15 protein-coding genes are annotated in these 24,080 nt (G+C 64.8%); 9 read left to right on the forward strand and 6 right to left on the reverse strand.

Features of this window, described 5'->3' with window-relative positions; genetic code table 11:
• Positions 1 to 28: 28 nt before the first annotated feature.
• From LK540_RS03360 to LK540_RS03380, 5 genes are all read right to left on the reverse strand, one after another.
• The gene (locus tag LK540_RS03360; RefSeq protein WP_229435609.1) at positions 29 to 1,024 is read right to left on the reverse strand and encodes a site-specific integrase; all 996 of its coding nucleotides are present in this window, start codon (positions 1,022 to 1,024) and stop codon (positions 29 to 31) included.
• Between the two features lie 197 nt (positions 1,025 to 1,221).
• Positions 1,222 to 1,980: an ABC transporter ATP-binding protein gene (locus LK540_RS03365; protein ID WP_229435610.1), complete on the reverse strand. Its 759-nt coding sequence runs from the start codon at positions 1,978 to 1,980 to the stop codon at positions 1,222 to 1,224.
• Complete coding sequence (locus tag LK540_RS03370; RefSeq protein WP_229435611.1) at positions 1,977 to 2,915, reverse strand: iron chelate uptake ABC transporter family permease subunit; 939 nt, start codon at positions 2,913 to 2,915, stop codon at positions 1,977 to 1,979. The genes LK540_RS03365 and LK540_RS03370 overlap by 4 nt, the downstream gene beginning before the upstream one ends.
• A 13-nt stretch (positions 2,916 to 2,928) precedes the next feature.
• Positions 2,929 to 3,957 (reverse strand): ABC transporter permease, encoded by a 1,029-nt coding sequence (locus tag LK540_RS03375; protein WP_229435612.1) that lies wholly within the window; start codon positions 3,955 to 3,957, stop codon positions 2,929 to 2,931.
• Positions 3,954 to 4,904: a siderophore ABC transporter substrate-binding protein gene (locus LK540_RS03380; protein ID WP_229435613.1), complete on the reverse strand. Its 951-nt coding sequence runs from the start codon at positions 4,902 to 4,904 to the stop codon at positions 3,954 to 3,956. Before LK540_RS03380 ends, LK540_RS03375 begins: the two co-directional genes overlap by 4 nt.
• Before the next feature lie 372 nt (positions 4,905 to 5,276).
• Between LK540_RS03380 and LK540_RS03385 the strand changes: the two genes are divergently transcribed.
• From LK540_RS03385 to LK540_RS03400, 4 genes are read left to right on the forward strand one after another with little or no spacing between them, the layout of a single operon-like run.
• Positions 5,277 to 6,695: a hypothetical protein gene (locus LK540_RS03385; RefSeq protein ID WP_229435614.1), complete on the forward strand. Its 1,419-nt coding sequence runs from the start codon at positions 5,277 to 5,279 to the stop codon at positions 6,693 to 6,695.
• Positions 6,692 to 7,372, forward strand: a complete 681-nt coding sequence (locus LK540_RS03390) for a chromosome partition protein MukE (protein WP_229435615.1) — start codon at positions 6,692 to 6,694, stop codon at positions 7,370 to 7,372. The genes LK540_RS03385 and LK540_RS03390 overlap by 4 nt, the downstream gene beginning before the upstream one ends.
• Positions 7,369 to 11,769: an ATP-binding protein gene (locus LK540_RS03395; RefSeq protein WP_229435616.1), complete on the forward strand. Its 4,401-nt coding sequence runs from the start codon at positions 7,369 to 7,371 to the stop codon at positions 11,767 to 11,769. The genes LK540_RS03390 and LK540_RS03395 overlap by 4 nt, the downstream gene beginning before the upstream one ends.
• Complete coding sequence (locus LK540_RS03400; RefSeq protein ID WP_229435617.1) at positions 11,766 to 12,758, forward strand: hypothetical protein; 993 nt, start codon at positions 11,766 to 11,768, stop codon at positions 12,756 to 12,758. The genes LK540_RS03395 and LK540_RS03400 overlap by 4 nt, the downstream gene beginning before the upstream one ends.
• A 1,462-nt stretch (positions 12,759 to 14,220) precedes the next feature.
• Here LK540_RS03400 and LK540_RS03405 read toward each other — a convergent pair.
• Positions 14,221 to 15,234 carry a LacI family DNA-binding transcriptional regulator gene (locus LK540_RS03405; RefSeq protein ID WP_229435618.1) on the reverse strand — a complete coding sequence of 338 codons (1,014 nt, stop codon included), beginning with the start codon at positions 15,232 to 15,234 and terminating at the stop codon, positions 14,221 to 14,223.
• 305 nt (positions 15,235 to 15,539) lie between these two features.
• Between LK540_RS03405 and LK540_RS03410 the strand changes: the two genes are divergently transcribed.
• The 5 genes from LK540_RS03410 (at position 15,540) to LK540_RS03430 (ending at position 24,066) form a co-directional block, all read left to right on the forward strand.
• The gene (locus LK540_RS03410; RefSeq protein ID WP_229435619.1) at positions 15,540 to 17,984 is read left to right on the forward strand and encodes a TonB-dependent receptor; all 2,445 of its coding nucleotides are present in this window, start codon (positions 15,540 to 15,542) and stop codon (positions 17,982 to 17,984) included.
• A gap of 92 nt (positions 17,985 to 18,076) precedes the next feature.
• Positions 18,077 to 19,408: a GH1 family beta-glucosidase gene (locus LK540_RS03415; protein WP_229435620.1), complete on the forward strand. Its 1,332-nt coding sequence runs from the start codon at positions 18,077 to 18,079 to the stop codon at positions 19,406 to 19,408.
• A 14-nt stretch (positions 19,409 to 19,422) separates the two neighbouring features.
• Entirely contained in the window at positions 19,423 to 20,493 is a 1,071-nt protein-coding gene (locus LK540_RS03420) for a glucokinase (RefSeq protein WP_229435621.1), read from the forward strand.
• Positions 20,480 to 21,832 (forward strand): MFS transporter, encoded by a 1,353-nt coding sequence (locus LK540_RS03425; protein ID WP_229435622.1) that lies wholly within the window; start codon positions 20,480 to 20,482, stop codon positions 21,830 to 21,832. Before LK540_RS03420 ends, LK540_RS03425 begins: the two co-directional genes overlap by 14 nt.
• Positions 21,829 to 24,066: a heme-degrading domain-containing protein gene (locus tag LK540_RS03430; protein ID WP_229435623.1), complete on the forward strand. Its 2,238-nt coding sequence runs from the start codon at positions 21,829 to 21,831 to the stop codon at positions 24,064 to 24,066. The genes LK540_RS03425 and LK540_RS03430 overlap by 4 nt, the downstream gene beginning before the upstream one ends.
• The last annotated feature ends 14 nt before the right edge of the window (positions 24,067 to 24,080 follow it).

Here is a 24,080-nt window from a genome sequence, read left to right on the forward strand (position 1 = left end):
GGCGATGCCTGGCGCATTGCCGAGGCCTTCACTCCGAGGGATCGGGCGTCACGCGCGTGAGCTTGTAGTCGGCGGCCGAGCGTTCCAGGGCAAGGCCCAGCACGTCCTTCAGCTCGTCCGGCTGGGTGCCGCTGTCGAGCTGGCGCCGGGCAAAGGTGTTGCGCAGGGTGCGCCCGCCGGCGCGCGACAGGTCCATGCCGGCGCGCTCGAACGTGGCGCGCATCTGCACGTACACCGTCTTGCGCGTCAGCCTGGCCCCGCCCACGTTGGCCGGAAAGACGAACTCGCCCGGAATCTTCATCGCCTCACGCTCCCGCAGCCAGGGCAGCAGTTCCTCGACGCCTTCGCGCGGCAGGGTGACCGCATGTTCGTGGCTGGTGTCGTGCTTTTCGTCGGGCGTAATGGTCAGCACGATCGAACCGTCGAGGCCTGGCTGGCTGCCCACCTCGGCCACCAGCAGGCCCACTGCTTCCGACACGCGCAGCCCAGCCAGCGCGATCACCACCTGCATGGCGCGATCGCGCCGGCGCTTCCAGCCGTCGAAGGGCGTGTTGCGCCGCTTGCGCGGGGTGTCGGCGGGGAGGGCGGCAAAGAAACGCTGCAATTGGTCGTCGGACAGGGTGCGGCCGGCCTCGTCCTTCGTCATGTGGGCGCGGTCGATGCCGAGGATGGCCTGCTGGGCCGGATTCGGGTCGACGGCAAGATGCTCATAGCAGCGCTCCAGCAGGCGGAGGTAGCGGTAGGCGATCTTGCTGTTCAGGACACGCTTGCCCTTGACGGTGCGGTCGATGAAGCGGTGCAGGTCGGCGTGGGTTAGGGTGGAGAAGACAAGACCCTGTTCCATGCACCAGCTCGCGAAGTTCTGGAACATGAAAACATAGATCCTGGCCGACTCGGCGGACAGCACCCGCAGCGTGCCGTCGGCGCGCTGGCGTCGGCCAGTCTCGGCAAACGCGGTGCTGGCGATGAACGCCTTGAAGGCCTTGATGGGATCGGCATCCCAGGAAACGATGGTGTGCATCATGCGCTTACATCAAAAGAACATGCCATACCCTACCATAAAAACGTAACTAACCAACAAATACCTACACAAAAACCAGAAAAATCACCTTACCGGACTACGGACACAATGCATGCTACAAGCTAGCCACCAGGATGAGGGGTCGCCCGGTAGCCGGCCCGGCCCACCCCGGGAGCGGGGCGGTCGGCGGCGGCAGGCAATCAACGATAGTAGGTGCAGATACGGTGGCCGCCCACCTCGTGCACGGCGATCTCGAGCTGGTACAGCGCACTCAGGACCTCGGGCCGGATGATCTCCTGCGGCGTGCCATAGTGGGCCAGGCGGCCGTCGCGCATGGCGATGATGCGGTCGGTATAGCAGGATGCGAAATTGATGTCGTGCAGGACCAGCACCACGGTCTTGCCGAGGTCGTCCGCGGCGCGGCGCAGGATGCCCATCATGTCCACCGCATGGCGCATGTCGAGGTTGTTCAGCGGCTCGTCCAGCAGCACATAGTCGGTGTCCTGGCACAGCACCATTGCCACGAAGGCGCGCTGGCGTTGGCCGCCCGACAGTTCGTCGAGGAAGCGCTCGGCCAGTTCGCCCAGGTTCAGCCAGCCGATGGCGCGCTCGACGTGCTCCTTGTCAGCCAGCGTCAGGCGCCCGCCCGAGTGCGGGAAGCGTCCAAAGGCGACCAGGTCGCGCACCGTCAGGCGCAGCGGCAAGTGGTTGTCCTGGCGCAGGATCGCCAGGCGTTTCGCCAGCGCCTTGGTGTCGCCGTGCATGACGTCGATGCCGTCGACCAGCACGCTGCCGCTACTGGCCGGCAGCAGCCGGCTCACCATCGACAGCACCGTCGACTTGCCGGCGCCGTTGGGGCCGATGATGGCGGTCAGGCCGCCGGCGGGAATCTCGAGCGACACGCCGTCAACCACGACCGTGTGGCCGTAGCGTTTGCCGAGTCCAGATATTTTGATCATGCTTGCTTTCTGCGGGTAACGAGGAGCAGGAACAAAAGCCCGCCCGCGAATTCGATGACGATGCTGATGGTCGCGTTCAGCTTGAGTATCCGTTCGAGCAGGGCCTGTCCGCCGACCAAGAAGATGACCGCCCACAGCACGGCGGCGGGCACCAGCCAGCGGTGCCGGTCGCTGCCCATCGTCACATACGCCAGGTTGCTCACCAGCAGGCCAAAGAACAGCACCGGCCCGACCAGGGCGGTGGACACGGCCACCATCACGGAGACTGCCACCAGCGTCGCCATCACGGTGCGCCGGTAGGGCACGCCCAGGTTGACCGCCACGTCGCGCCCCAGCGCCAGCACATCGTAGGAACGGCGCAGGCGCCAGGCAATCGCCGATGCCAGCCCGATCGCCAGCGCGCACGCCCACAGCAAGCCGGTCTCAATCGCACTGAACGAGGCGAACATGCGGTCCTGCAAATAGGCGAACTCGTTCGGATCGATGAGGCGCACCACGAGGCCGGACAGGCTGCGGAACAGCAGCCCGAACACGATTCCCATCAGGAGCATCAGGTGCAGGCTGTGCGCCGCGCCGTTGAACACGCCCCAGAACAGCAGGCAGGCGAAGCCGGTCATGGCGGCCACCTCGACCAGGAACTGCGCCGTCTGCCTTTCTTCGCCCTGGGCAGGGTTGATGCCCATGCCGAGCACCATCAAGGCCTGGATCAGGATGTAGAGGGCGTCGAAGCCCATCACCGAGGGCGTCAGGATGCGGTTGTGGGTAATGGCCTGGAACAGCACGGTCGAGACGGCGATTGCGAACGCCACCAGCAGCATGGCGGCGAGCTTGGCGCCGCGGAAAGGCAGCACGAAGCCCCAGTTGCCGTTTGCACCGGCCAGCATGTAGGTGGCGATGGCAGCGGCGGCCAGCGCCGCCAGGATGGCCATGCGCATGCGTGGAGAGACGTCAAGCCGCACGGCGACCCCGCAACAGCAAGACCAGGAACAGCACGCTGCCCACGATGCCGACCACGGTACCGATCGGAATCTCGTACGGATAATCGACCAGCCGGCCGGCGATGTCGCAGGCCAGCACGAACACGCCGCCCAGCAGCGCCACCCAGGGCACCGAGCGCCGCATGTTGTCGCCGAACAGCAGGCTGACGACGTTCGGCACGATCAGTCCGAGGAAAGGGATGCTGCCGGCCGTGACCACGACCACCGAGGCGATGGCCGACACGATCAGCAGACCCGCCAGGGTGAGTCGCCGGTAGTCCAGGCCCAGGTTGGTGGTGAACTGCTGCCCCATGCCGGCCACCGTGAAGCGGTCGGCGGCAAGGTACGCCGCCCCCGCCAGGCCGAAGCCGATCCACAGCAATTCATAACGCCCGCGCAGCACGCCGGAGAAATCGCCGACGGTCCAGGCGTGCAGGGTTTGCAGCATGTCGTGACGGACGGCGAAGAAGGTGGTAACGGCCTGCACCACGCCGCCCAGGATCAGGCCGACGAGCGGCACCAGGTAGGGCGAGCGCAAGGGAATGCGGCGCAGCAGGCCGAGGAAGGCGAGCGTGCCCGCCATGGCGAAGGCGGTGGCAACCAGCATCTTGCCCAGCACCGGGGTATCCGGCGCCAGCAGCATGACGACCAGGATGCCGAGCGTGGCCGATTCGATCGTGCCCGCGGTCGAGGGTTCGATAAAGCGGTTGCGCACCAGCATCTGCATGATCAGCCCGGCGACCGCCAGCGCCATCCCGGCCAGCAGCAGGGCGACGGTGCGCGGTACGCGGCTGACGGCGAACAGTTGCCAGGCCTGGGTGTCGGTGCCGGCCAATAGGCCGGCGAAGCTGAAGTCGCCCGCGCCGATGCTGATGCTGAGCAGGGAGAGAATCAGGGCGACGGCCAGCACCAGCGCCAGCCAGCCATGCGAGGCCGGGCGCCGGACCGCTGCCGCCGCGGCGCCGCCGGATGCCGGCGCCGGTTCGGCAAGATGGCTCATCGTTTGGCGTCGAGGGCCTGCGCCAGCTGGTCGATGTTCTGTTGGATCGCGGTCAAGCCTGCGCCGCCCAGGGTGTACCAGTTGCCGCCGTCGAGGTAGACCACCTGCTTGTTCTGCCAGGCTTTGGTCTGGCGCACCAGTTCGTTGTCGAGCAGGCGCTGTGCCGAAGCGCCCTGGCGGCCGATGGCGCCGTCGCGGTCGATAACGAACAGCCAGTCGGGGTTGGTCTTCTGGATGAACTCGAACGAGACCGCCTGGCCGTGGTTCGAGGTCTGCAGCGTGGCCACGGCCGGCTTGAAGCCGAAGGCGTCATGCAGGACGCCGAAGCGCGAACCCGGGCCATAAGCGCTCATCTTGCCGCCCGTCGTCAGCACGATCAATGCGCTGCCGGCAGTGGAGGCCTTGGCTTTCAGGCCGGCGATCGAGGCGTGCAACTTGTCGAGCTGGACCTTGGCCTGCGCCTGCTTGCCGAACAAACCGGCCAGCAGGTTGGTGTTGCGCTCGACGCTCTTGATCAGGTCGGTACGATCGACCGTCATGTCGATGGTCGGGGCGATCTTCGCCAGTTCCTTATACTTGGCCTGGGAACGGCCGCCGACGACGATCAGGTCGGGGGCGGCGGCGTGGATCGCCTCGAAGTCAGGTTCGAACAGGGTGCCGACGCGGGCGTATTTCTTGTCGCTGAAGCGGGACAGGTGCTTCGGCATCGGCGACTCCGGTACGCCGGCTACGTCGATGCCGAGGGCGGCCATGGTGTCGAGGCTGGTCAGGTCGAGGACGACGACCTTTTTCGGGTTGGGGACAACGGCGGTGGTGCCGCTGGCGTGCTTGATGTCGACTTTGGATTGGGCCAGGGCCGAGAGTGCGGACAGGGCGAGCAGGGCGCCGGCGGCGGCGAGGGCGCAGCGGCGGCGTGCGGTGTTGACTGGGTTCGAGAGTAGGTGCATGTGGTGGTGTAAGCGAGAGTGGTAAATCAGAATCATTATCATCTGCAATCCACCGAAAAGTTTGTCAACTTGTGGCAGAGCTTGTGCCGGGTGAAAGCGTAACTAACTAATTCCGATATGAAGGCAAGAATAGAACTGGTCCATCTCGGGCCAAAACGAAATACGAATCAAGAAACAAGCTTCCAGCAACGAGGCTCCGGGCGAATTCACCTGTCCAGCGACATTTGGCGTGCGCTAACGCTGTCCTGATACCACTGTTTTGGCATGGCTGGTGACCTTCCTGGGAGCGTCTGCGGTTCATGATATGCGTCAAACTCGGGTGGTTGCTCGTCAGTAGACTGCATGTTTTAACTCAAGCCGTGGCGACCACTCATGCACGTCGATCCATCTTCCGATCCACCAGACGCGCCCGTATCGGTCGCCGAAGTCGTCGCAGAGGCCTGGCATGCCAACTTCACCCTGGATCTCGACAGGGAAGAAGCGGCTTTCCTGGCGGGTCTGCACGCGTATTTGCTCGATGCCGTGGAGCCGAGCCTCGACGGTGAAACCTTGCGCCGTATCTTCGCGCCGGTATATGAGCTTGCCCAGGTCGACAGCGAAACCGAAGCCCAGCGCGCAACGAACATGATCGCGCGCTTGAAAGCGCAGGGCATCTTGTTGCGCACTGATGGCGCCGGCTTGGCCAGCGAAGGCGAATTTTCGCTTTCTCCGCTGGGATTGGCACTCGCCAGGTCCATGGAAAAAGATCGGGAACTGACGAAACGAAACCTGTCCTTCATGCTGATGAACATCAGGACGGTCATGGTCGAGATCTTGCGCGGCGCTGCCAGTGCGGATGGCGAAGAGGACTGGGAAAGCAGGGTCATCTGGCCACTACGTGACATCGTTGCCGAAATGATCCGGCTGGTCGATCAACGGCAGCGTGGGCTCGACCTTGCGCACAAGGCCTTGCGCAAGGAGATCACCGAACTGGTGGACAGCGAATGGGCGGAAGCCATCGACCGCTGCGTTGCCATGATCGACCGCGTGCACCGGACGCTGCGCGAGCTCAACGAAATACTGAGCGAACATGTCCAGCACCTTGAAACCCAGCTTTTCGAGCTCGCGGCATATAGCGGCAGGCACGCTGATCTATCCAGGCTGCTCGACCGCACGCGCAACCAGCTCGGACGGCTCGCACTCTGGGGACACCAGCGCTATGAGGACTGGAGCGGTTACTACCGGAATGCGCAGATCTACATCCGTGACGTTGTCCGCACCGACCCGGACAACCTGCTGCGGAGCCGATTGAGCGAGCAGATCCGCCGATTCCAGACCCGGCCCTTCGGACTGTTGGCCGTGGCGCCGGAACCGTTCCTGCACCTGCGCGACGTGACGCGGCCTTCCGCTTCCGTGGTAATCATGGTGCCGGACGAGGTGCTCGCGAACCGGACACTTTCCGAGCGCGTGCAGCCGTGCCCCGACGAGATCGAACTTGCGGTTGCGGCCCTTGTGGAGCGCCTCCGGCACGACGGCCGGATCGACATCGTGGCCGCGGTACGCGATATCGCCCCCGACTTCACCGAAAACGCGTATTTCCAGCTGCTGATGCGCGTCACGCCCGAACTGCTCAGGTTCGGCATGACGACCCGTGACATGCTCGAACAGGCATGGGTCAAGCTGTCGGAGCATCTCCATGCTCAGACCCTGGACCTGCACCTTCGCCTGGATGCAGCGCAGGCCGATGACGATGTGCTCGAATTGCCGTTCACGCCATCCTTGCCGGTCCATGACGAAAGACACCAACCATGATCTATCAGTCCCTGGAACAAGTCATTGCCGATCCGCTATTTCCACGTGCCGACTTGCAGCTGCGCGCCGGCAAGCACATCGGTGCGGATTACGATGCTGCCCTATTCGACTTCCTGACGGCCGCCAAGCCGCACCTCGACAGCTTCTACGGGCGCTACGAAGTGTCGCTGCTGACCCGTGAGGAAGCGTACTTCTATCTCGTGCCGGACCGGTTGGCGATACCGCCGCCGCTTGGGCAGCGCAGGCTCTACGCCATGGACATGCTGGTCGGCCAGGCACTCGCACTGATGCGCCTCGATCCGAAGTGGCTCGAGAATAATCTGTGCATACCCGAGAAGGCCGTGCTCACGCTGCTCGAGCAGCTGTTGGGCGAGGAGAGTTTGCTGCGTTTTATCCCCCGTCCACGGCGGCGCGGCAAGGACGTCGATCAGGATGCGCGCAAACTGCGCGAGACTTTCGCCACGTCGCTGCGATCGCTGGAGCGGCAGGGCTTCATCAAGCGCGAGGGGCGCGCCGACGCAACCGTGATCAGGCCGCTACGCGCCGTGATGCGCTTTGCCGACCCGGTCCGCACGTCCGCGGATCTCGAGGCAGCCTTGCAAAGCCTGATCGCGCAAGGACAGATCGCGGATGGCACCGATGATCCGGATGCTGACGGCCGGGAGGAACCCAGATGAATCTGCGTCGTGCTTTTGCCAAGCGCCTGGTCCTGGCAAACTGGAAGGGTATCGTTTTCCATTCGTTCGATCTGGACCGGCACGTTACCGGTCTCGAGGGACAGAATGGCGCCGGCAAGACCACGGTCATGGCGGCCTACGTCACCGCGATCCTGCCGAATCAGCGGCTGCTCTCCTTCAAGAACATCAATGGTGGTCCGTCCACGCGTGGCGATGGCGGCCTGTGGGGACGCATCGGCGAATTCGGTACCTGCTATACCCTGATCGAATGGGTTACGCCGCGCGGAAAAAACCTGTGGGCCGGGGTTGCGATGACGCGCGCAGGCATGCCCTCGGTCGACAGCAAACCTTTCATCATCCACGATCTGCCCCCGGATACCAGCCCTCATGATGTCCTGCTGCTGCGTGAGCCATCCGGCGTGATCGTGCCTCCTCTGGCGCGGCTGCGCGAGCAGCTTGCGATGCATGGCGCGAGAATGGTCGTGCACAAGTCGCTTGCCGATTACATGCGGGTCTTGTTCGATCACGGTATCACACCGATGCCGATGACAACCCACGAGGAACAGGAACGCTTCTACCGGGTGCTTGCCACGTCGATGGAGGGCTCCGCACTGGCGACACTCATCAAGACCGGCTTGCGCGACTATCTGCTGTCGCCCGACACCTCGCTGGAGCGGCGCATCACACTCATGCGCGAAAGCCTGGATCAGTGCCGGCAGACGCGGCGCGAGCTGGAGCACGCAAGGGAGGCTCACCATGAGATTTGCGAACTGTTCGACGCGGCATGGAAGATGGCGTCGTATGCGTACTTCGGCGCGCGCGGCCGCTATGAACAGGAGACACGAAACTGGAAGGAACAGGTCGACCGCAGCAGGGAGAGCCAGCGCCAATATGTCAGTCTGCAGGCGAGCACCGCCCACTTGCAGCGGCGCGTGGACGAGTTGAAGCAGGAGCTGGCAGCGTCCCGGGAGGCGATGGAAGCGAGACGTGCCGACGTGCAGAAGGCATTGCACGCGCGCTCGCTGAACCAGGATCTCGGTCGCGCCCGCGAGGAGCATGCAAGCCGTCAAGCACAAGTCGACCAGGCCGTGTCGCGCCGCGATCGGGCCGAGGCGGAAGAAAAGGAGGTCGCGCAGGCGCTGCGGCATGCCCAGGATGAATATGCACGCATTGCCGGAGAACTGGCCGATGTCCAGGCGGCCGTGGAAGGTTTGATTCGACGCGTAACCGAGTTGCGTATCGCCCGTGCTCACCTGGCGGATGCGCGCAAGGCGATGCGTCCGGCCAAGCTCGATCCGGCAAACGCATCGTCGACGAAACGGGACATCGACCGGCAGTATGCGGAGGAAACCCAGCGCCAGACACGATTGCAGACAGAGCTCGACGCGCTGGACGATCACGCGACGCGTTTCGCCTCGTTGCTTGCCAAGTTGCAGACTATTGCAGTTGTCGAAGAGGATCAGGACGGGAGGGAGGCCGGCGCCTACGACAGGGCACTGGCACTCGAAGCGAAACTGCGCGATGACACGCGCCTTGCTGGTCAGGTCGCCGCTTTCCAGACCGCACTGGTGCACGCGCGTAACCTGGCGGCGCAACAACGGGAAGTACGGAAAACCGGGGCGGACCTGGGGATTGCCAGCAGTGCGGCGCTGGCCGAGCAACTGGCAGCCGTGTCCGGCCAAATCGAAAGAATCGAGAGCGACCGGGCAAACCTGGCAGCAGAACTCTCCGAACGGCAAAACGCGCTCGTCGCATCCAGGAGCAGGATTGCGCAGCTCGAGGAGGAGGCGCGCCGTTACGTCGACGCACGCAACTGGCACGAGCAGTTGGCCGCATCATGTGCCGACTGGGCCAAGTCGGCAACGGCCGATAGCCTGTCAAACGCAATCGACGCGGGACGACGTGAATTGTCGAATACCGACGCGTGCCGGCGTCTTCTCGAAACCAGACTGCATGAGACGGCGGAGCGTATTCGCAACCTGGCGCATTGCGCCGGCCTGCTCGATGCGCGTCTCGGCACCGTCGCCGAACATGTCGATGGACGCCTGTTGGCTGCCCGGTTCGATTCGCTGACAGTGGAAGATGCTCCTGTGGTGCAGGCACGCCTGGGAATGTGGACCGAAGCGATCGTGGTGGCGGCACCCCGGCACGCGGCACGCGAGGCCGCCGAGCTGAGTGACCGTCCGGATAACCTGCTGTTCGTATCGGAGGCGGCAGTATACGGGGAGCGGGATGAGGAAAGCCTGGACGACAGCGAGCTCGTTGCCGAGCGCTTTCGCGACGAAGAAGCGGTACGCCTGACGCGGCGGCCGCGCCACCCCGTGTTGGGGCGCCACGCGCGTGAGCGCGAGATGGCGCGTCTCGAAGACGAGCGCAATGCCATGGAGAGCGAACTCAGCGAACTGCGGGAGACATCGCGGCGCCTGAAGGAGGGCGTTCGCCTGGCGGAAAAGGTGCTGTCCTATGGCAGCGCCGCCTGGGCAAGCGATCCTCGCCCGGCCCTGCATGCCGAGCATGCCGCCGTGCGGGCGCTGAGCCAGACGATCGAGAGCGCACAAAGCCAACTGGTCGAACTGCGCGAGACAGGCGCTACCATCGCCCGGCGGCGGCAAGTCCTGATGCGCTTGCAAACCCAGCATGCCTTGCTCGATGCGCCCGACCATGCCGAAGAAGCAGAGCGGCTCGATGCGCAACTTGCGGCGGCACGTGCTGCGCAAGCCTGGATCGGCCGGCATGGGCACACAGCACAGGAAATCCTCGCTGGGCTGCCGATTCTCGCGCATCCGGTGCAGCCCGGGCAGCGCGATCAGCTGAAAGCGTCGGTCGAGCGTCACCGGGGTGTGCGCGAGCGGCTCGCACATCAGCGTGAGGCGCTCGAACGCCTGCTGGGCGTGCTCACGCATCTGGACCGGGAAGAGGACGAACGGCACTATAACGAAAAAACCAGTGTGATCGAGGCGCTCCAGCGAAAAATCGAACCCGTACGACAAGGCGTCACGCATGCCGACAAACTGCTGCAGGTCCGGCGTGCCGAATTCGATGGCGCGCGGCGGGCGGAGTCGGATGCGTCGGCCGTCCTGCTGCAAGTCGTCGAGAAATGCCGGGAGCTCATCAGCACGCTTGACCTCACTGGCCTGCAGGGAACGGACGAGGAGGTCGCTTCCGCCGTGCAAACACATGACCTCGCCAGCGCCAATTCCCAGCGCCTGGGTGGCGAGCATGAAAGGTCGAACAATCTGCTCATCGAACAGCGCATCAGGCTGGAAGACCGGGCCGAGCAGATCAAGGTCGAACAACAGCGCGCATCGGAGCGGCTGGCATCCGTCCGCTACGAGCGTCGGGCGCAGCGCGAACTGGACCGGGTCGTGATCCAGCTGGGCTTACGCGGCCGCATCGAATCCGATCTCAACCGGCAGCAACATTTCCCGACAGGCAGCCAGATCAACGCTTTCCAGTCGTCGCAGAATCAGCAAGCCTTGTTGTTCGAGCGCTTGAAACCCTGGCCCGATGTGCTTCTGGACCTGAAGCGCATCGAGGGCTTCGACGATGTGCCCGGTGAACGGCGCGCCGTGCAAACCCTGCGGGCGTGGGAACGTGTGCGCCTGCATATCGAGCAGCGTATTCCACGCCATCTGGCCAGCGCCGACGATCCGCAAGTGGCGTTGGCCCAGATGCTGGAAAAGATGAGCGAGCTGGAGCGCACCCTGGCCTCGCAAGAGGACGAGATGCGGACACGTTCGTCCGGGCTTACCGACGGAATCGCCGCTCGCCAGCGCTCGGCCCGGTCGTTGATTATTCGTTTGAACCGGGAGCTGGAGAAGGTCAGTTTTGGCTCCATCAAGGGGCTGCAGATTGCGATCAGCTATCCAGACGACATGATTAACATGCTGGCTTGCCTGAAGCGCGATAACAGCATTTCGCTTTTCGATTCGGGCCTGCCGCTCGAGGACACGCTGGCAGCGCTGTATAAACGTGAGACTGGCGGATCGATCCAGGGGGCACGCCTGTTTGACTACCGCAATTATCTGCAGCTGAGGCTGGAAGTCAGGCGCATCAACGGCAAGTGGGAAGCCACCAGCGAGGTGTCGACCGGCGAAGCGATCGGTACCGGAGCCGCGGTGCTTGTCATGATCCTGCGCACATGGAACGAGGAGGCCAACCGGATTTCGGGATCGGGCGGCTTTGCCATGCAGCAAATCCTCCTCGATGAAGCCAATCGCCTGGACGAGCAGGCACTCGATACGTTGACGGAATTTTGCCAACGGATGGACGTCCAGGCCTTGGTGGCGGCCCCCGGACTGGACAAACCGCGCCGCTCGACCGTGTTCCAGCTGAGCCGAAGCCTGCGCGGTAACGACGAGTTTGTCACCATCCGCGGGACAAGGATCAGCGCGTGAACTGGGACAGCGACGAACTGCGGGCGGCGGCGTTACGGCTCCTGCTGCTGGGAACGATAAGATCGACTAGGGTTGCCGAGCCACTGCTCGTGGAGGCCGAAGAACTTGGCTTGGTCGTACCTGCCCGGCGCCTGAACGAGTTTCGCCTGCCACCTCACTGCAAGGAGAAGTTCCGTCGGTATCTGAAGGTGCGTTGGCCAGAACTGGACGATTCCGAGTCGGCGTTTTGTTCCTGTCCGGATACGATTTCGGCCACCGCGCTACGAACGATGCGGCGCATGTCGCTTGACCTCCCGGTCGGCATCGAGCGTCTCAACCGCAAAACCTGGTCCGCCTGGGCCGGTGCCCACTCCAAGTCGGGCTATCGCACGCCGCCGGAAGGCGTACTGCTGACAACAGACGAAGCGCTGAGACTGCGGGCGAACGCAGGACTCGAATTTTCAGGGGAGGGCGGAGAACGGTTTGCAGCCAATGCGTGCCAAGCGTTATTTGGGGAAACAATCGTGCCTGAACGAGGTCTGGCACGCAGCTGGCGCCTTTGCGGGGAGCTGCCAAAGCTGATCCTGACGGTGGAAAACATCGGCGCATACGTCGATTTTTCCATGCCGTCCTGGTTACTCCTGATCCATGCGCCGGGCCGGAACACCTTGTTGGCAACACGCTTCATCGACCGCTTGCCGAGTAATATTCCCTGGCTCCATTTCGGGGACGTCGATCCGGCTGGCCTCGACATTGGGCTCTCGATTCATGGGCAAGAGCCGGGACGCAGGCCAACGCCCTGGATCCCACGTGCCGCGAGTGTACTCCTGGCTACGCATTCGTTGCCTCTCGACTTGCCATGGCCGACACGACGTTTTCCACCTGATCTGTTGAACAATCCTATGCTGAAATGGTTGATCGATCACCAGCGCTGGTTGGAACACGAGGCAGCGGTGCTGTTGCCCGGCTTCAGGGACGAGTTGGACCAGCTCGGAGAATCCTTCATCTGACGCCACAGAGCGAATCAATCGCGGCCGCGAATCCAGATCATGTCGGAAGGTCGCATGATAGTGCGAACGTGGCCAAAGAGAGCAACGATGCCAGTGACGGCTTGGTCTATTGGATTCCAAACGATTCATCAAGCGCGCAAGCAAATTCTTCCCAAGCCTTTTCAAAAAAATGTGGAGGACGCCCGGGCGAGCATCAGCAAGCCCGTGTTCACCTTAAGTGCGCATAATCTATATTATGTTAAATGCGCTATCTGAGAAGCAGCATTGAAGCTCAAGAATCACCTCCCTGCCGGACGACGAGGTATGTATAGACGCCTGCACCTCGAATGCTTTAAGCCCCGGTTCAGGTCGCGCACCAGGAGCCGGGCAAGCATGCGCATTAGACGCAGATGGATAATTACCCCGGCCTGTACGAATTCCCGAAGTTGGTGCCGCTGACCACTCTCGTGCAGGACGGGCGACTGTACGAACGATTAGCAAACGATGGGGTTCTGAAGATCGAGGCGACTGGACCGGACGAATACGTCGTACCGAAATACCGCGCCTGTTTCACTTTCCAGCGCACTAATGCGAAGATCAGCTGCGTCAGCGTGCACCATTCGGCCGATTTGGTTCGAGTGAAAACCACTGAACCGATCCTGCCACGGCGTTCTCGAGCAACGCGGCCGAGGAACGCTACAGGAGCATCTACGCTTTCATGGGCGATAAGGACCAGCCAAATCTCGTGAAAGCAGCCAAGGGATTGGCCGGCATGAAGGTATCCGCCAGCTCTCCGCAAGAAAGCGCTGGCACGCGCTCAACGCGTCCCAGGTTGCAGACGAGCCCCTAGCTTTTCCTACCCGAGCGCAAGCTCTGTGCCGAGAGCGTGATGGCGAGTGCATGCATGGCATCCGGGTGCTTTTCCCAGCATTCGACAGGGAAGTTTTCGGCGTGTCGGCGCGTGACCGAGGTTGTGGAACGAATCGCGATCACACGAAAATCTGCGATGGAGGCCGTTCGGACGCTGGCGCGCATAGGCTGGCTTGATCAAGGGACCACGTCCCGGTCGGACCCGCGCCGCTGTTGAGTAAAGTCGACACACCGCCATGGTCGTGGACGGGGACCTGCTCTACGGAGTCCAAGACGCTTAACGCCACCCAACTCGACAATATTTTGCGTAATGTCGAGTTGTATATTCGATGCGGAATAGGCGCTTTTCGCGTACGTTCGAACAAAGTTCAGCGTCGTTGCTCAGAATCAGCGGAGCCGGCGTGCAGTCAGTCGGGATTCAAAGCGAGCACAGTGCACAGCCGGACCAGATGCATCCAGCCCGAAAAACAGCATTTGCTGATCCCGTAGTCTATCCTCTGACTCGGCACTCCTTCTACACACTGACACGCCAAGCGACCCTTCGCTCCCACCCGCAACACATGGACCGCCAAGCCAGACGCGCATGCCCCCAACCCGCACTTCCCACTCCACCCTACGCAATCCTGCGCACCGACTCCCTCACCATCAATCCCAGCTGTGGCGCCTCCACCTCCACCTGCTTCTGCCCCAGCATCCCGAGCATCATGCGTCCGATGCCCTTCCCCACCTCGTACAGCGGTTGCCGCACCGTGGTCAGGGGCGGCGTCGTGTACATCGAGCTGTGCAGGTCGTCGAAGCCGATGATCGAGATGTCGTCCGGCACGCGGATGCTGCGCCGATACAGGGCCAGCCTCGCCCCATAGGCGCTCAAATCGTTGCTGGCGAAGATGGCAGTAAAGCTCTGCTTCTCGGCCAGCAGCTGGTTCACTGCCAGCAGCCCGCCCGATTCCTGGAAGTCGCCCGGCACGACCAGCGCCGGATCGGCCGCGATCTTGTGGCGCGCCAGGGTGTCGAGGTAGCCGGCCAGGCGGGCGCGGGCATCCTCGTGGTCGTCGGGACCGGTGATGAAGGCGATGCGGCGGTGCCCCTGCTCCACCAGGTGCTCGACAGCGTCGCAGGCGCCCTGGTAGTTGTCGAGGCGCAGGCTCATCAGGCGCTCGCCTTCGAGCTGGCGGCCAAAGGCGACGATCGGCACGCGCTGGGAATAGCCGACGATCTGCTCGTCGCTAAGCTTGCCGGTGAGAATGGCGACGCCGTCGACGCGGCGCCCGATCAGGAGCTCGACGCGTTCGGCTTCCTCGTCGGCATGCCAGTGGCCGCTCATGATGAGGAGCGCATAGCCCGAGGCCTTGACGGCGTCCTCGATGCCGATCATGGCCTGGCTGAAGTAGCCGCTCTCGAGCGACTGGGTCAGTACGCCGATGGTGCGCGTGCTGCCCATCTTGAGGCTCTGGGCCAGGCGGTTCGGCTTGTAGTTGAGTTCCTCGATGACGCGCTCGATGGTCTTGCGCTTGTCGTCGGACACCTTGGCGGTGCCGTTCAGGAAGCGCGACACCGTCGCCGGCGACACGCCCGCCGCACTGGCGACTTCGTACAGGGTAGCGGTACTGCTGTCGTCGTTCTTCATCGTGTAGGCATCGTGGCGCCGTCACCGGCTAGTTGACTGAAGTATATCACGCGGGTTTTTCTCCTTTTTACAACGCCTGTTTGCAGCCAGTTGCCGCACAAGGCCGGCAGGCCTGGCCATGAAACGCTTTCACGCGACCGGTGCCAAGACCGCGAAAACACGCGTCACAACACTGTTGCAAATTTTGTTTGACTTTCGAACAAGTCCAAATGTAGCATGAAATCGTTTTCACGGCGGATGAAATCGATTTCTTAAAAAAGCTGCCGGCAGACGCGCAAATCAATAATTCCACATTGGAGACAACCATGGAAACCCTTGCACCGCAACGCGGGCGGCACGCCAACGCCCAGATCCAGCTCGCCATCCTGACCCTGCTGGCCGGTATCGGCAGCGCCCACGCCCAGGGAGTCCAAAATCCGGTCCAGACGCCTGAGGCCAACGCCGCAGCCGCCGTGCAGGCGCCCCCGTCCGGCGCTGCCGACTCGAACGTCATCCCCGAAGTGCGCATTACCGCAACCAAGCGCAATACCTCGCTGCAAAAGACCCCGGTGGCCGTCACCGCGCTGTCCGCCGCCACCCTGGCCGACAACCACGTCCAGACCATGCTCGACGTGGTAGCCCTGGTGCCCGGATTCCAGGCGACCGCCCAGGGCGACCACGGCGTTACTACCATGACCCTGCGCGGCATCGGCAACGACAGCGCCAAGACCCAGTACGCCGACCCGGAAGTCGCCTCGTTCGTCGACAACGTGTATTCGCCGCGCGCGGAAGGCGCGACCGCCCTGCTGTTCGACGTCGAAGGCATCGAGGTGCTGCGCGGTCCGCAGGGTACGCTCTGGGGCCGCAACTCGACGGTCGGCGCAGTCAACATTCAGACCGTGAAGCCAACCCTGAACAGCCGTTCCGGCTATGTCGAGGGCGGTATCGGCGACTACAAGCGCTACGGGGCGCGCGGCGCCTTCAACGTGCCGCTGTCCGATAACGCAGCCCTGCGCTTTGCCATCGTGCACGAGCAGCACGACGGCTACGTCGATTACCAGAAATTCCCGGGCGTGCCGCTCGCGGACCAGCGGGCCGCCTTTGTGGCCGCCGGCGGCGACCCGGCCGGTTTCCGCCCGATCAACCCGAACAACTACGTGGTCGGCAACCAGAAGTACAGCGCCCAGAACCAGACCTCCGCCCGCGTCAGCCTGCTGTGGCAGATCAATCCCGACCTGCGCTGGAACATCGCCTACGAAAACTTCGCCGACCGCGGCACCCCGAGTGCCAACCTGATGCAGACCCCGCGTCCGGGCCAGAAGCACTGGTCGACGCTGAGCGACAGCGCTCCCTGGATCGACCGCGACAGCCACAACATCCGCAGCCGCGTCAGCTGGGACCTGAACCCCGACCTCGCCTTCCACTACATTGCCGGCTTCTCGAAGTACCGCGGCTCGATGCGCTTCGACCAGGACGGCGGCTCGGTGCTGCCGACCAGCATCCGTTCTGGCGGCATCTGGCAGGAACACACGACGGTTGACTCGAACTACCGCAGCCATAGCCACGAGCTGGAACTGCAGTCGCTCGGCAGCAAGACCGTCGACTGGCAGGCCGGCCTGTATTATGCGGCCGAAAAGAACGACATCCGCTTCGACATCCCGGCCTTCGACGGCACCCAGGACGGTACGGTCCGCTGGCAGGGTTCCTTCATCCAGCCCGAGGAAACCGTGGAATCGAAGGCCGCCTTCGGCCAGGCCACCTGGAACGTGAACGCCGCCCTGCACCTGACTGCCGGCGTGCGCTACACCCACGACCGCCGCGAGAACGTGGGCGGGCGCGCTTTCAACTGGGTGGGCGGGCCGGGGCTGGCGGTGATTCCGCTGAACCCGTCGATCGACCCGAGCGTGCCGGGTCAGGGTTTCGTGGCCGGCGTGCCGGGTAACGACGGCGTGTTCAAGGGCAGCAAGGTCACCGGCCTGCTGCGCGCGAACTACGACATCGACCGCAACCACATGGTGTATGCGAGCGTGGCCACCGGCTACAAGTCGGGCGGCGTGCAGGACCGCGGGCTGCCCTACCAGCCTGAAACGCTGACCAACTACGAGATCGGCAGCAAGAGCACCTTCCTGAACGGCGGGCTGCGCATCAACAATGCGCTGTTCTATTCGGACTTCAAGGACTTCCAGTTCAATTCGCCGGTGAACTTCTCCGACGGTAACCGCGGCCTGGCCATCGAGAATGCCGAAGGCGCCAAGGTCAAGGGGCTGGAGAGCGAGATCGCGGCGCGCATCGGCGACAACGGACGCCTGCAGATTACGCTGGCCCTGCTCGACGCCAAGCTCGGCCGCCTGGTGGCCGGTTCCAACGACTACGCACTGCCGCGCTGCACGGTGGACACCACCATCGAAACCTGCGTTGACGTCACCGGCAACAAGATGCCGCATGCGCCGCGCTTCTCGACCACGGTCCAGTACCAGCACAACTTCCACATCGGCAGCGACGGCACCCTGTCGCCACGCATCACGGCCCACTACGAGACCGATGCCGAGCTGAGCGTGTTCAACCTGGGGCCGGAAGACCGCCAGGAAGCCTACACCACGGCCGACGTCGGCCTGCGCTACCAGAACGGCCGCGGCTGGTGGATCGACGCCTGGGTGCGCAACGTCAACGACAAGCGCATCAAGACCAGCGCTTTCAACGGCTTCGGCCCGTGGCTGGCCCAGTACAAGCCGCCACGCACGGTCGGCCTGAATACCGGCTTCGATTTCTAGGCCGGCGCCCGCCTTTCCGTACTACCGCATCGCCCTTGGCCGCCTGCATCGGCCAGGGCGGCGCACATCCCAGCATAACCAAGAGCTAACGTATGAAACCGATTTCAATATCTGCGCGGCAGTTTCCGAGCGACTTCGTCTGGGGCACCGCCACCAGTGCCTTCCAGATCGAGGGCGCATCCAGCGCCGACGGCAAGGGACCGTCGATCTGGGACAGCTTCTGCACCCGTCCCGGCGCCATCAAGGACGGCAGCGACGGCAAGGTCGCCTGCGACCATTACCACCGCTACCACGAGGACGTCGAGCTGCTGGCCGGGCTGAACGTGGACGCCTACCGCTTCTCGATGGCCTGGTCGCGCGTGCAGCCCTGCGGCAAGGGCGCCTGGAACGAGGCCGGCTTCGGCTTCTACGACCGCCTGCTCGACGCCTTGGCCGAAAAGCGCATCGATGCCCACCTGACCCTGTACCACTGGGATTTGCCTCAAGCCCTGCAGGACGAAGGTGGCTGGCTGAACCGCGACACCGCGCACCGCTTCGCCGACTATGCCTACGAGGTCAAGCGCCGCTTCGGCGACCGCATCGCCGCCATCGCCACCCACAACGAGCCCTGGTGCACGGCGAACCTCGGCTATGGCAACGCCCAGTTCGCGCCCGGCGTGGCCGACTTGGCGCAGAGCGTGCAGGTGTCGCACCACCTGCTGGTCTCGCACGGGCTGGCGATGCAGGCGATGCGCGCGGCGGCCGGCACGGCGCGGCTGGGCATCGTGCTGAACCAGTGGACCGCCGACCCGGCCACCGATTCCGAGGCGGATCGCGCCCTGGCCGAATGGGAATATGCGCGCTCGGTGCAATGGTTCATGGACCCTATCTTCAAGAAGCGCTACCCGGAACTGGCCCTGCGCGGCTACGGCGAGAACGGACCCCGGGTGCAGGAGGGCGACTTCGACATCATCGCCCAGCCGCTCGACTTCCTCGGCTGTAATTATTACTTCCGCGCCTGGTGCAGCGCCGAAGCCCCGCCCCGCCCTGCCCCCGCGCCACTCGGCACGACGGACATGGACTGGGAAATCTATCCGGAAGGCTTGCCGGAACTCCTGCTGAAGCTGAAAGCCGAGTACCCGCTGCCGCCGCTGTACATCACCGAGAACGGCATGGCGCGCGCCGATGCGGTCGAAAACGGCAGCGTGCACGACCCCGAGCGCATCGCCTTCGTCCAGGCTCACCTGGCGGCGCTGCATCGGGCCATGTGCGAAGGCGTCGACGTGCGCGGTTATTTCCTGTGGAGCTTGCTGGACAACTTCGAGTGGAACTCGGGCTATGCCAAGCGCTTCGGCATCGTCCATGTCGACTACCAGACCCAGCGCCGCACGCTGAAGGACAGTGCGCGCTGGTACCGCGATTTCCTGGCGCGCGCCGCGCGCTGAACCGAGGAGAGACCATGCATCCCGGCCCGCACACTCCCTTTCACATCGATGGCCCGCGCCTGCTGGCCGACATCGGCGGCACCAATGCCCGCTTCGCGCTGGAGCGCGCGCCCGGCCAGATCGGCGCCGTGCGCACCCTCGCCTGCGCCGACTATCCCCGCTTCGAGGACGCCGCCGCGGCCTACCTGGCCGGCGCCGGCATCCTGGTGCGGCATGCGGCAATCGCCATCGCCAATCCGGTCGACGGCGACGCCATCCGCATGACCAACCACGGCTGGGCCTTCTCGACGGCGCGCGCGGCGCGCGAACTCGGACTGGAAACCATGCTGGTGGTGAACGACTTCACGGCGCTGGCGATGTCGCTGCCGGTCTTGCCGCAAGCGAGCCTGGTGCAGATTGGCGGCGGTACGGCGCGGCCCGGCTGCGCCATCGGGCTGGTCGGCGCGGGCACCGGCCTGGGCGTATCCGGCCTGGTGCCGGCGCCGGGCGGCGGCTGGACGCCGCTGCACAGCGAAGGCGGCCACGTGGCGTTTTCGCCGGCGGACGAGCGCGAGCTGGCGGTGCTGCGCCATTGCTGGCAGCGCTATGCTCACGTGTCGGCCGAGCGTCTGGTCTCGGGGCCGGGCCTGGTGCTGGTGCGCGAAGCGCTGGCGGCGCAGCAGGGACTGGTGTTCGAGACCCTGGACCCGGCCGATATCGTGGCGCGCGCCCTGGAAGGAGGCGATGCGCTGTGCCTGAAAACGCTCGAGTGTTTCGCCGGCATGCTGGGCACGGTGGCGGCCAACCTGGCGGTGACCCTGGGCGCGCGCGGCGGCATCTATATCGGCGGCGGCGTGGTGCCGAAACTGGGCGCCTGGTTCGCACAATCGCCGTTTCGCGCCCGCTTCGAGAGCAAGGGGCGCTTCAGCGCCTTTACGGCGGCGATCCCGACCTTCCTGATCACGGCGCCCTGCCCGGCGCTGCTGGGTGCGGCGCGCATGCTGGCCAGCCACCTGGGTGAGGATGCGGCGCTGGCGCCGGAGCTAGCGCCGGTGACCGCAGCGGCAGCGGCCCCGTACGAGGAGCGCGAACATGTCCATTGCTGAGCGCCGCCATTCTCCGCTGCTCTGGGTGCCGACTGGCTATTTCACGATGGCCCTGGGCTACGTGATGCTGACCAGTGTCACCGCCATCATGTTCAAGAACCTGGGCATGGACAACGGCAAGGCGGCCCAGTATTCGAGCCTGCTGATCCTGGCCTATACCGTCAAGCCGCTGTTCGCGCCTTTCGTCGAGATGTACCGCACCAAGAAATTCTTCGTGCTCTGGGCCCAGGTGCTGATCGGCGCCGGGTTTGCCGGCGTGGCGCTGGCGATGGCGCTGCCCGGCTACATGTCGCTGCTGATGGCGCTGTTCTTCGCGCTGTCGTTCATCGGCGCGACCCAGGACATTGCCAGCGACGGCGTCTACGTGACATCGCTCGACACCCGCACCCAGTCGCTGTATTGCGGGCTGCAGAGCCTGTCGTGGAACGTCGGGCCGATCGTGGCGGCCGGCGGCATGGTCTACCTGAGCGGCTACCTGCACACCCACGTGTTCGGAAACGATCCGGCGCGCTTCGGCCCGGAGTGGATCGAATCTTGGCGCCTGATCTTCCTGCTGGTCGGCGGCGTGGTGCTGGCCATGGCCGCCTGGCATGCGCGCACCATGCCCGAGGGCGCGCGCGCCGCCGACACCCCGGCAAGCGTGCGCGATGCCGGCCGCATCCTGTTCGACGCCTTTGTCACCCTGTTCCAGAAACGCGGCATCTGGCGCATGCTGGCCTTTGCCTTCCTGTTCCGCCTGAGCATAGGCTTCCTGGAAAAGATTGGCCCCTTCTTCATGGTCGACCCAGCCAGCAAAGGCGGACTCGGGCTGTCCAATGAAATGCTGGGGCTGGTATACGGCACCTATGGCCTGGCCGCGGTGCTGCTCGGCTCGCTGCTCGGCGGCTGGTACGTGGCGCGGCGCGGGCTGAAGGCGACCCTGTTCGTGCTCTGCTGCGCTGTGAACATCCCGAACCTGACTTTCCTGCTGATGAGCATTTATCTGCCCAGCTCGCTGCTGGTGATCACGGCCGGCGTCGTGATCGAGAAATTCTTCTTCGGCTTCGGCGCGGTCGGCTTCATGATCTACCTGATGCAGCAACTGGCGCCGGGCAAGTACACGACCACGCACTACGCCTTCGGCACCGGCGTGATGGGCCTGTGCGGGCTGGTAACGGGCGTCGTCAGCGGCCATTTGCAGGAGTGGCTGGGCTACGTGCATTACTTCGTGTTCGTGATGGTGGCGACCATCCCGTCTTTCCTGGCGACCTGGTTCGCGCCGTTCTACCACGACGACGGGATGGGCGCGCCCGGCGCCGCGGGGAATGGCAAGACAGACGGCAAGGCGGTGCCGGCATGAGGCCGCCCTCCTTGCGCCTGCGCCTGGGTCTGGGGCTGGGTTTACACCTGGGCCTGCTGCTGGCCGGTAGCGCCGCCGCGGCCGGCCCGGCCCCGGGCATCAAGCTGAACCAGATCGGCTACCTGCCCCAGGCCAGCAAGCTGGCCCTGGTTCCGGCCGCGCCCGGCGCCGGCGCCGCGTTCGACGTGGTGACGGCCGACACCGCACGGGTGGTCCTGCAAGGCCGGCTCGGCGGTCCCACCAATTGGGCGCCGGCGGACGACACGGTGCGGGTGGCCGATTTCTCCGCCCTGCGCACGCCCGGGCGCTACCGCCTGCGCGTGGCCGGCCAGCCGGAGTCCGACGTGTTCACAATCGGCGCCGACTCCTACCGTGCGCTCGACGGCGCCGCCCTGAAGGCCTTTTACTTCAACCGCAGCGGCACCGCCCTGGCGGCGCGCCACGCCGGGCCGTATGCGCGCCCGGCCGGCCATCCCGACGACCGGGTGCTGGTGCACCCATCGGCAGCCTCGGGCACGCGTCCGGCCGGCACTGTCATTGCCGCCGCGCACGGCTGGTACGACGCCGGCGATTACAACAAATACATCGCCAGCTCGGCCATTTCCACCTATACCTTGCTGGCTGCCTATGAACACTTTCCGCAATGGTTTGCGAAGCTGGAAACCGGCATCCCCGAATCCGGCGACGCCGTGCCCGACATCCTCGACGAAGCCATGTGGAACCTGGACTGGATGCTGGCCATGCAGGACCCGGAGGATGGCGGTGTCTACCACAAGCTGACCAATCTGCGTTTCGACGCCATGGTGCTGCCGCACGAGGCGATGCGCGAGCCGCGCTACGTGGTGGCGAAAAGCACGGCGGCGGCGCTCGGCTTCGCCGCGACCATGGCCACCGCCAGCCGCGTGCTGGCGGGGCAGGAGCAGCGCTGGCCGGGCCTGGCGGCGCGCACCCTGGCGGCGGCCGAGCGCGCCTGGGCCTGGGCCGGGGCGCATCCGGCGCTGCCGTTCAAGAATCCGCCCGATGTGGTCACCGGGGAATACGGCGACGTTCATCTGGATGACGAGTTCGCCTGGGCGGCGGCCGAGCTCTACATCACGACCGGCAAGGACAGCTATTACGCGGCGCTGGCGCCGGAAGCCGTGTCGGCCACGGTACCGGCCTGGGACGACGTGCGCGGCCTGGCCTGGATGTCGCTGGCCCATCACCGCAACCGCCTGGGGCCGGGCGCCGACCGCGCGCTGATCGCCAGCCGCGTCGATGGCCTGGCGGCGCGCCTGGCCGCCGAGTGGCGCGCATCCGGCTACCGGGTGGCCATGAGGGGCGCCGATTTCGTCTGGGGCAGCAATGCGGTGGTGCTGAATGGAGCCATGATGCTGCTCCAGGCCTACCGCCTGAACGGCAAGCGCGACTACCTCGACGCCGCCCAGTCGAACCTCGACTTCGTGCTGGGCCGCAATCCGCTCGGCCTGTCCTTCGTTACCGGCTTCGGGGCGCGCACGCCGCAACACCCGCACCACCGGCCGTCGCTGGGCGATGCGGTGGCGGCCCCGGTGCCCGGCTTCGTGGCCGGCGGGCCTAACCCGCTGCAGCAGGACCGCGCCGAATGCCCGCCGTACCCGAGCAGCCTGCCGGGCCTGTCTTACCTCGACCATGCCTGCAGCTATGCCAGCAACGAAGTGGCGATCAACTGGAACGCGCCGCTGGTGTACGTGCTCGGCGCCCTGTCCACCCTGACTCCCGGAGAAGCGTCCATGCCCCCGACAGACTACAGCCTGGCCCAGTTGCAGCGCCAGGAAGACCTACTGCAGTTCGACAGCTTCGGCAACGGGGCGGCGCTCGACATCGGGCTGAAGCTGGTCGCGCTGGCGCGCGTCGAGGGCAAGGCGGTGGCGGTCGAGATCCGGCGCAACGGCATGCTGCTGTTTGCCCACGGCATGGACGGCACGGCGCCCGACCATGCGGACTGGATACGGCGCAAGAGCAATCTGGTGAACCGCACCGGGCACAGTTCGTACTACATGCACGCCCAGGTGAAGGCGGATGGGGGCGACATCGACGCCATGCCCACCTTTGACGCGCGCGAGTACGCGGCGCATGGCGGCGCCTTTCCGGTGCGCGTGCGCGGCACGGGGCTGGTGGGCAGCATCACCGTGTCCGGCTTGCCGGGCGTCGAAGACCATGCGCTGGTGGTGCGCGCCTTGCAGGATTATCTCGGCGTGAACGGAGCACTGTAAGTATTCCAAAGGGA

The sequence above is a fragment of the Massilia sp. IC2-278 genome, assembly GCF_020708045.1.
Lineage (GTDB): Bacteria > Pseudomonadota > Gammaproteobacteria > Burkholderiales > Burkholderiaceae_D > Telluria.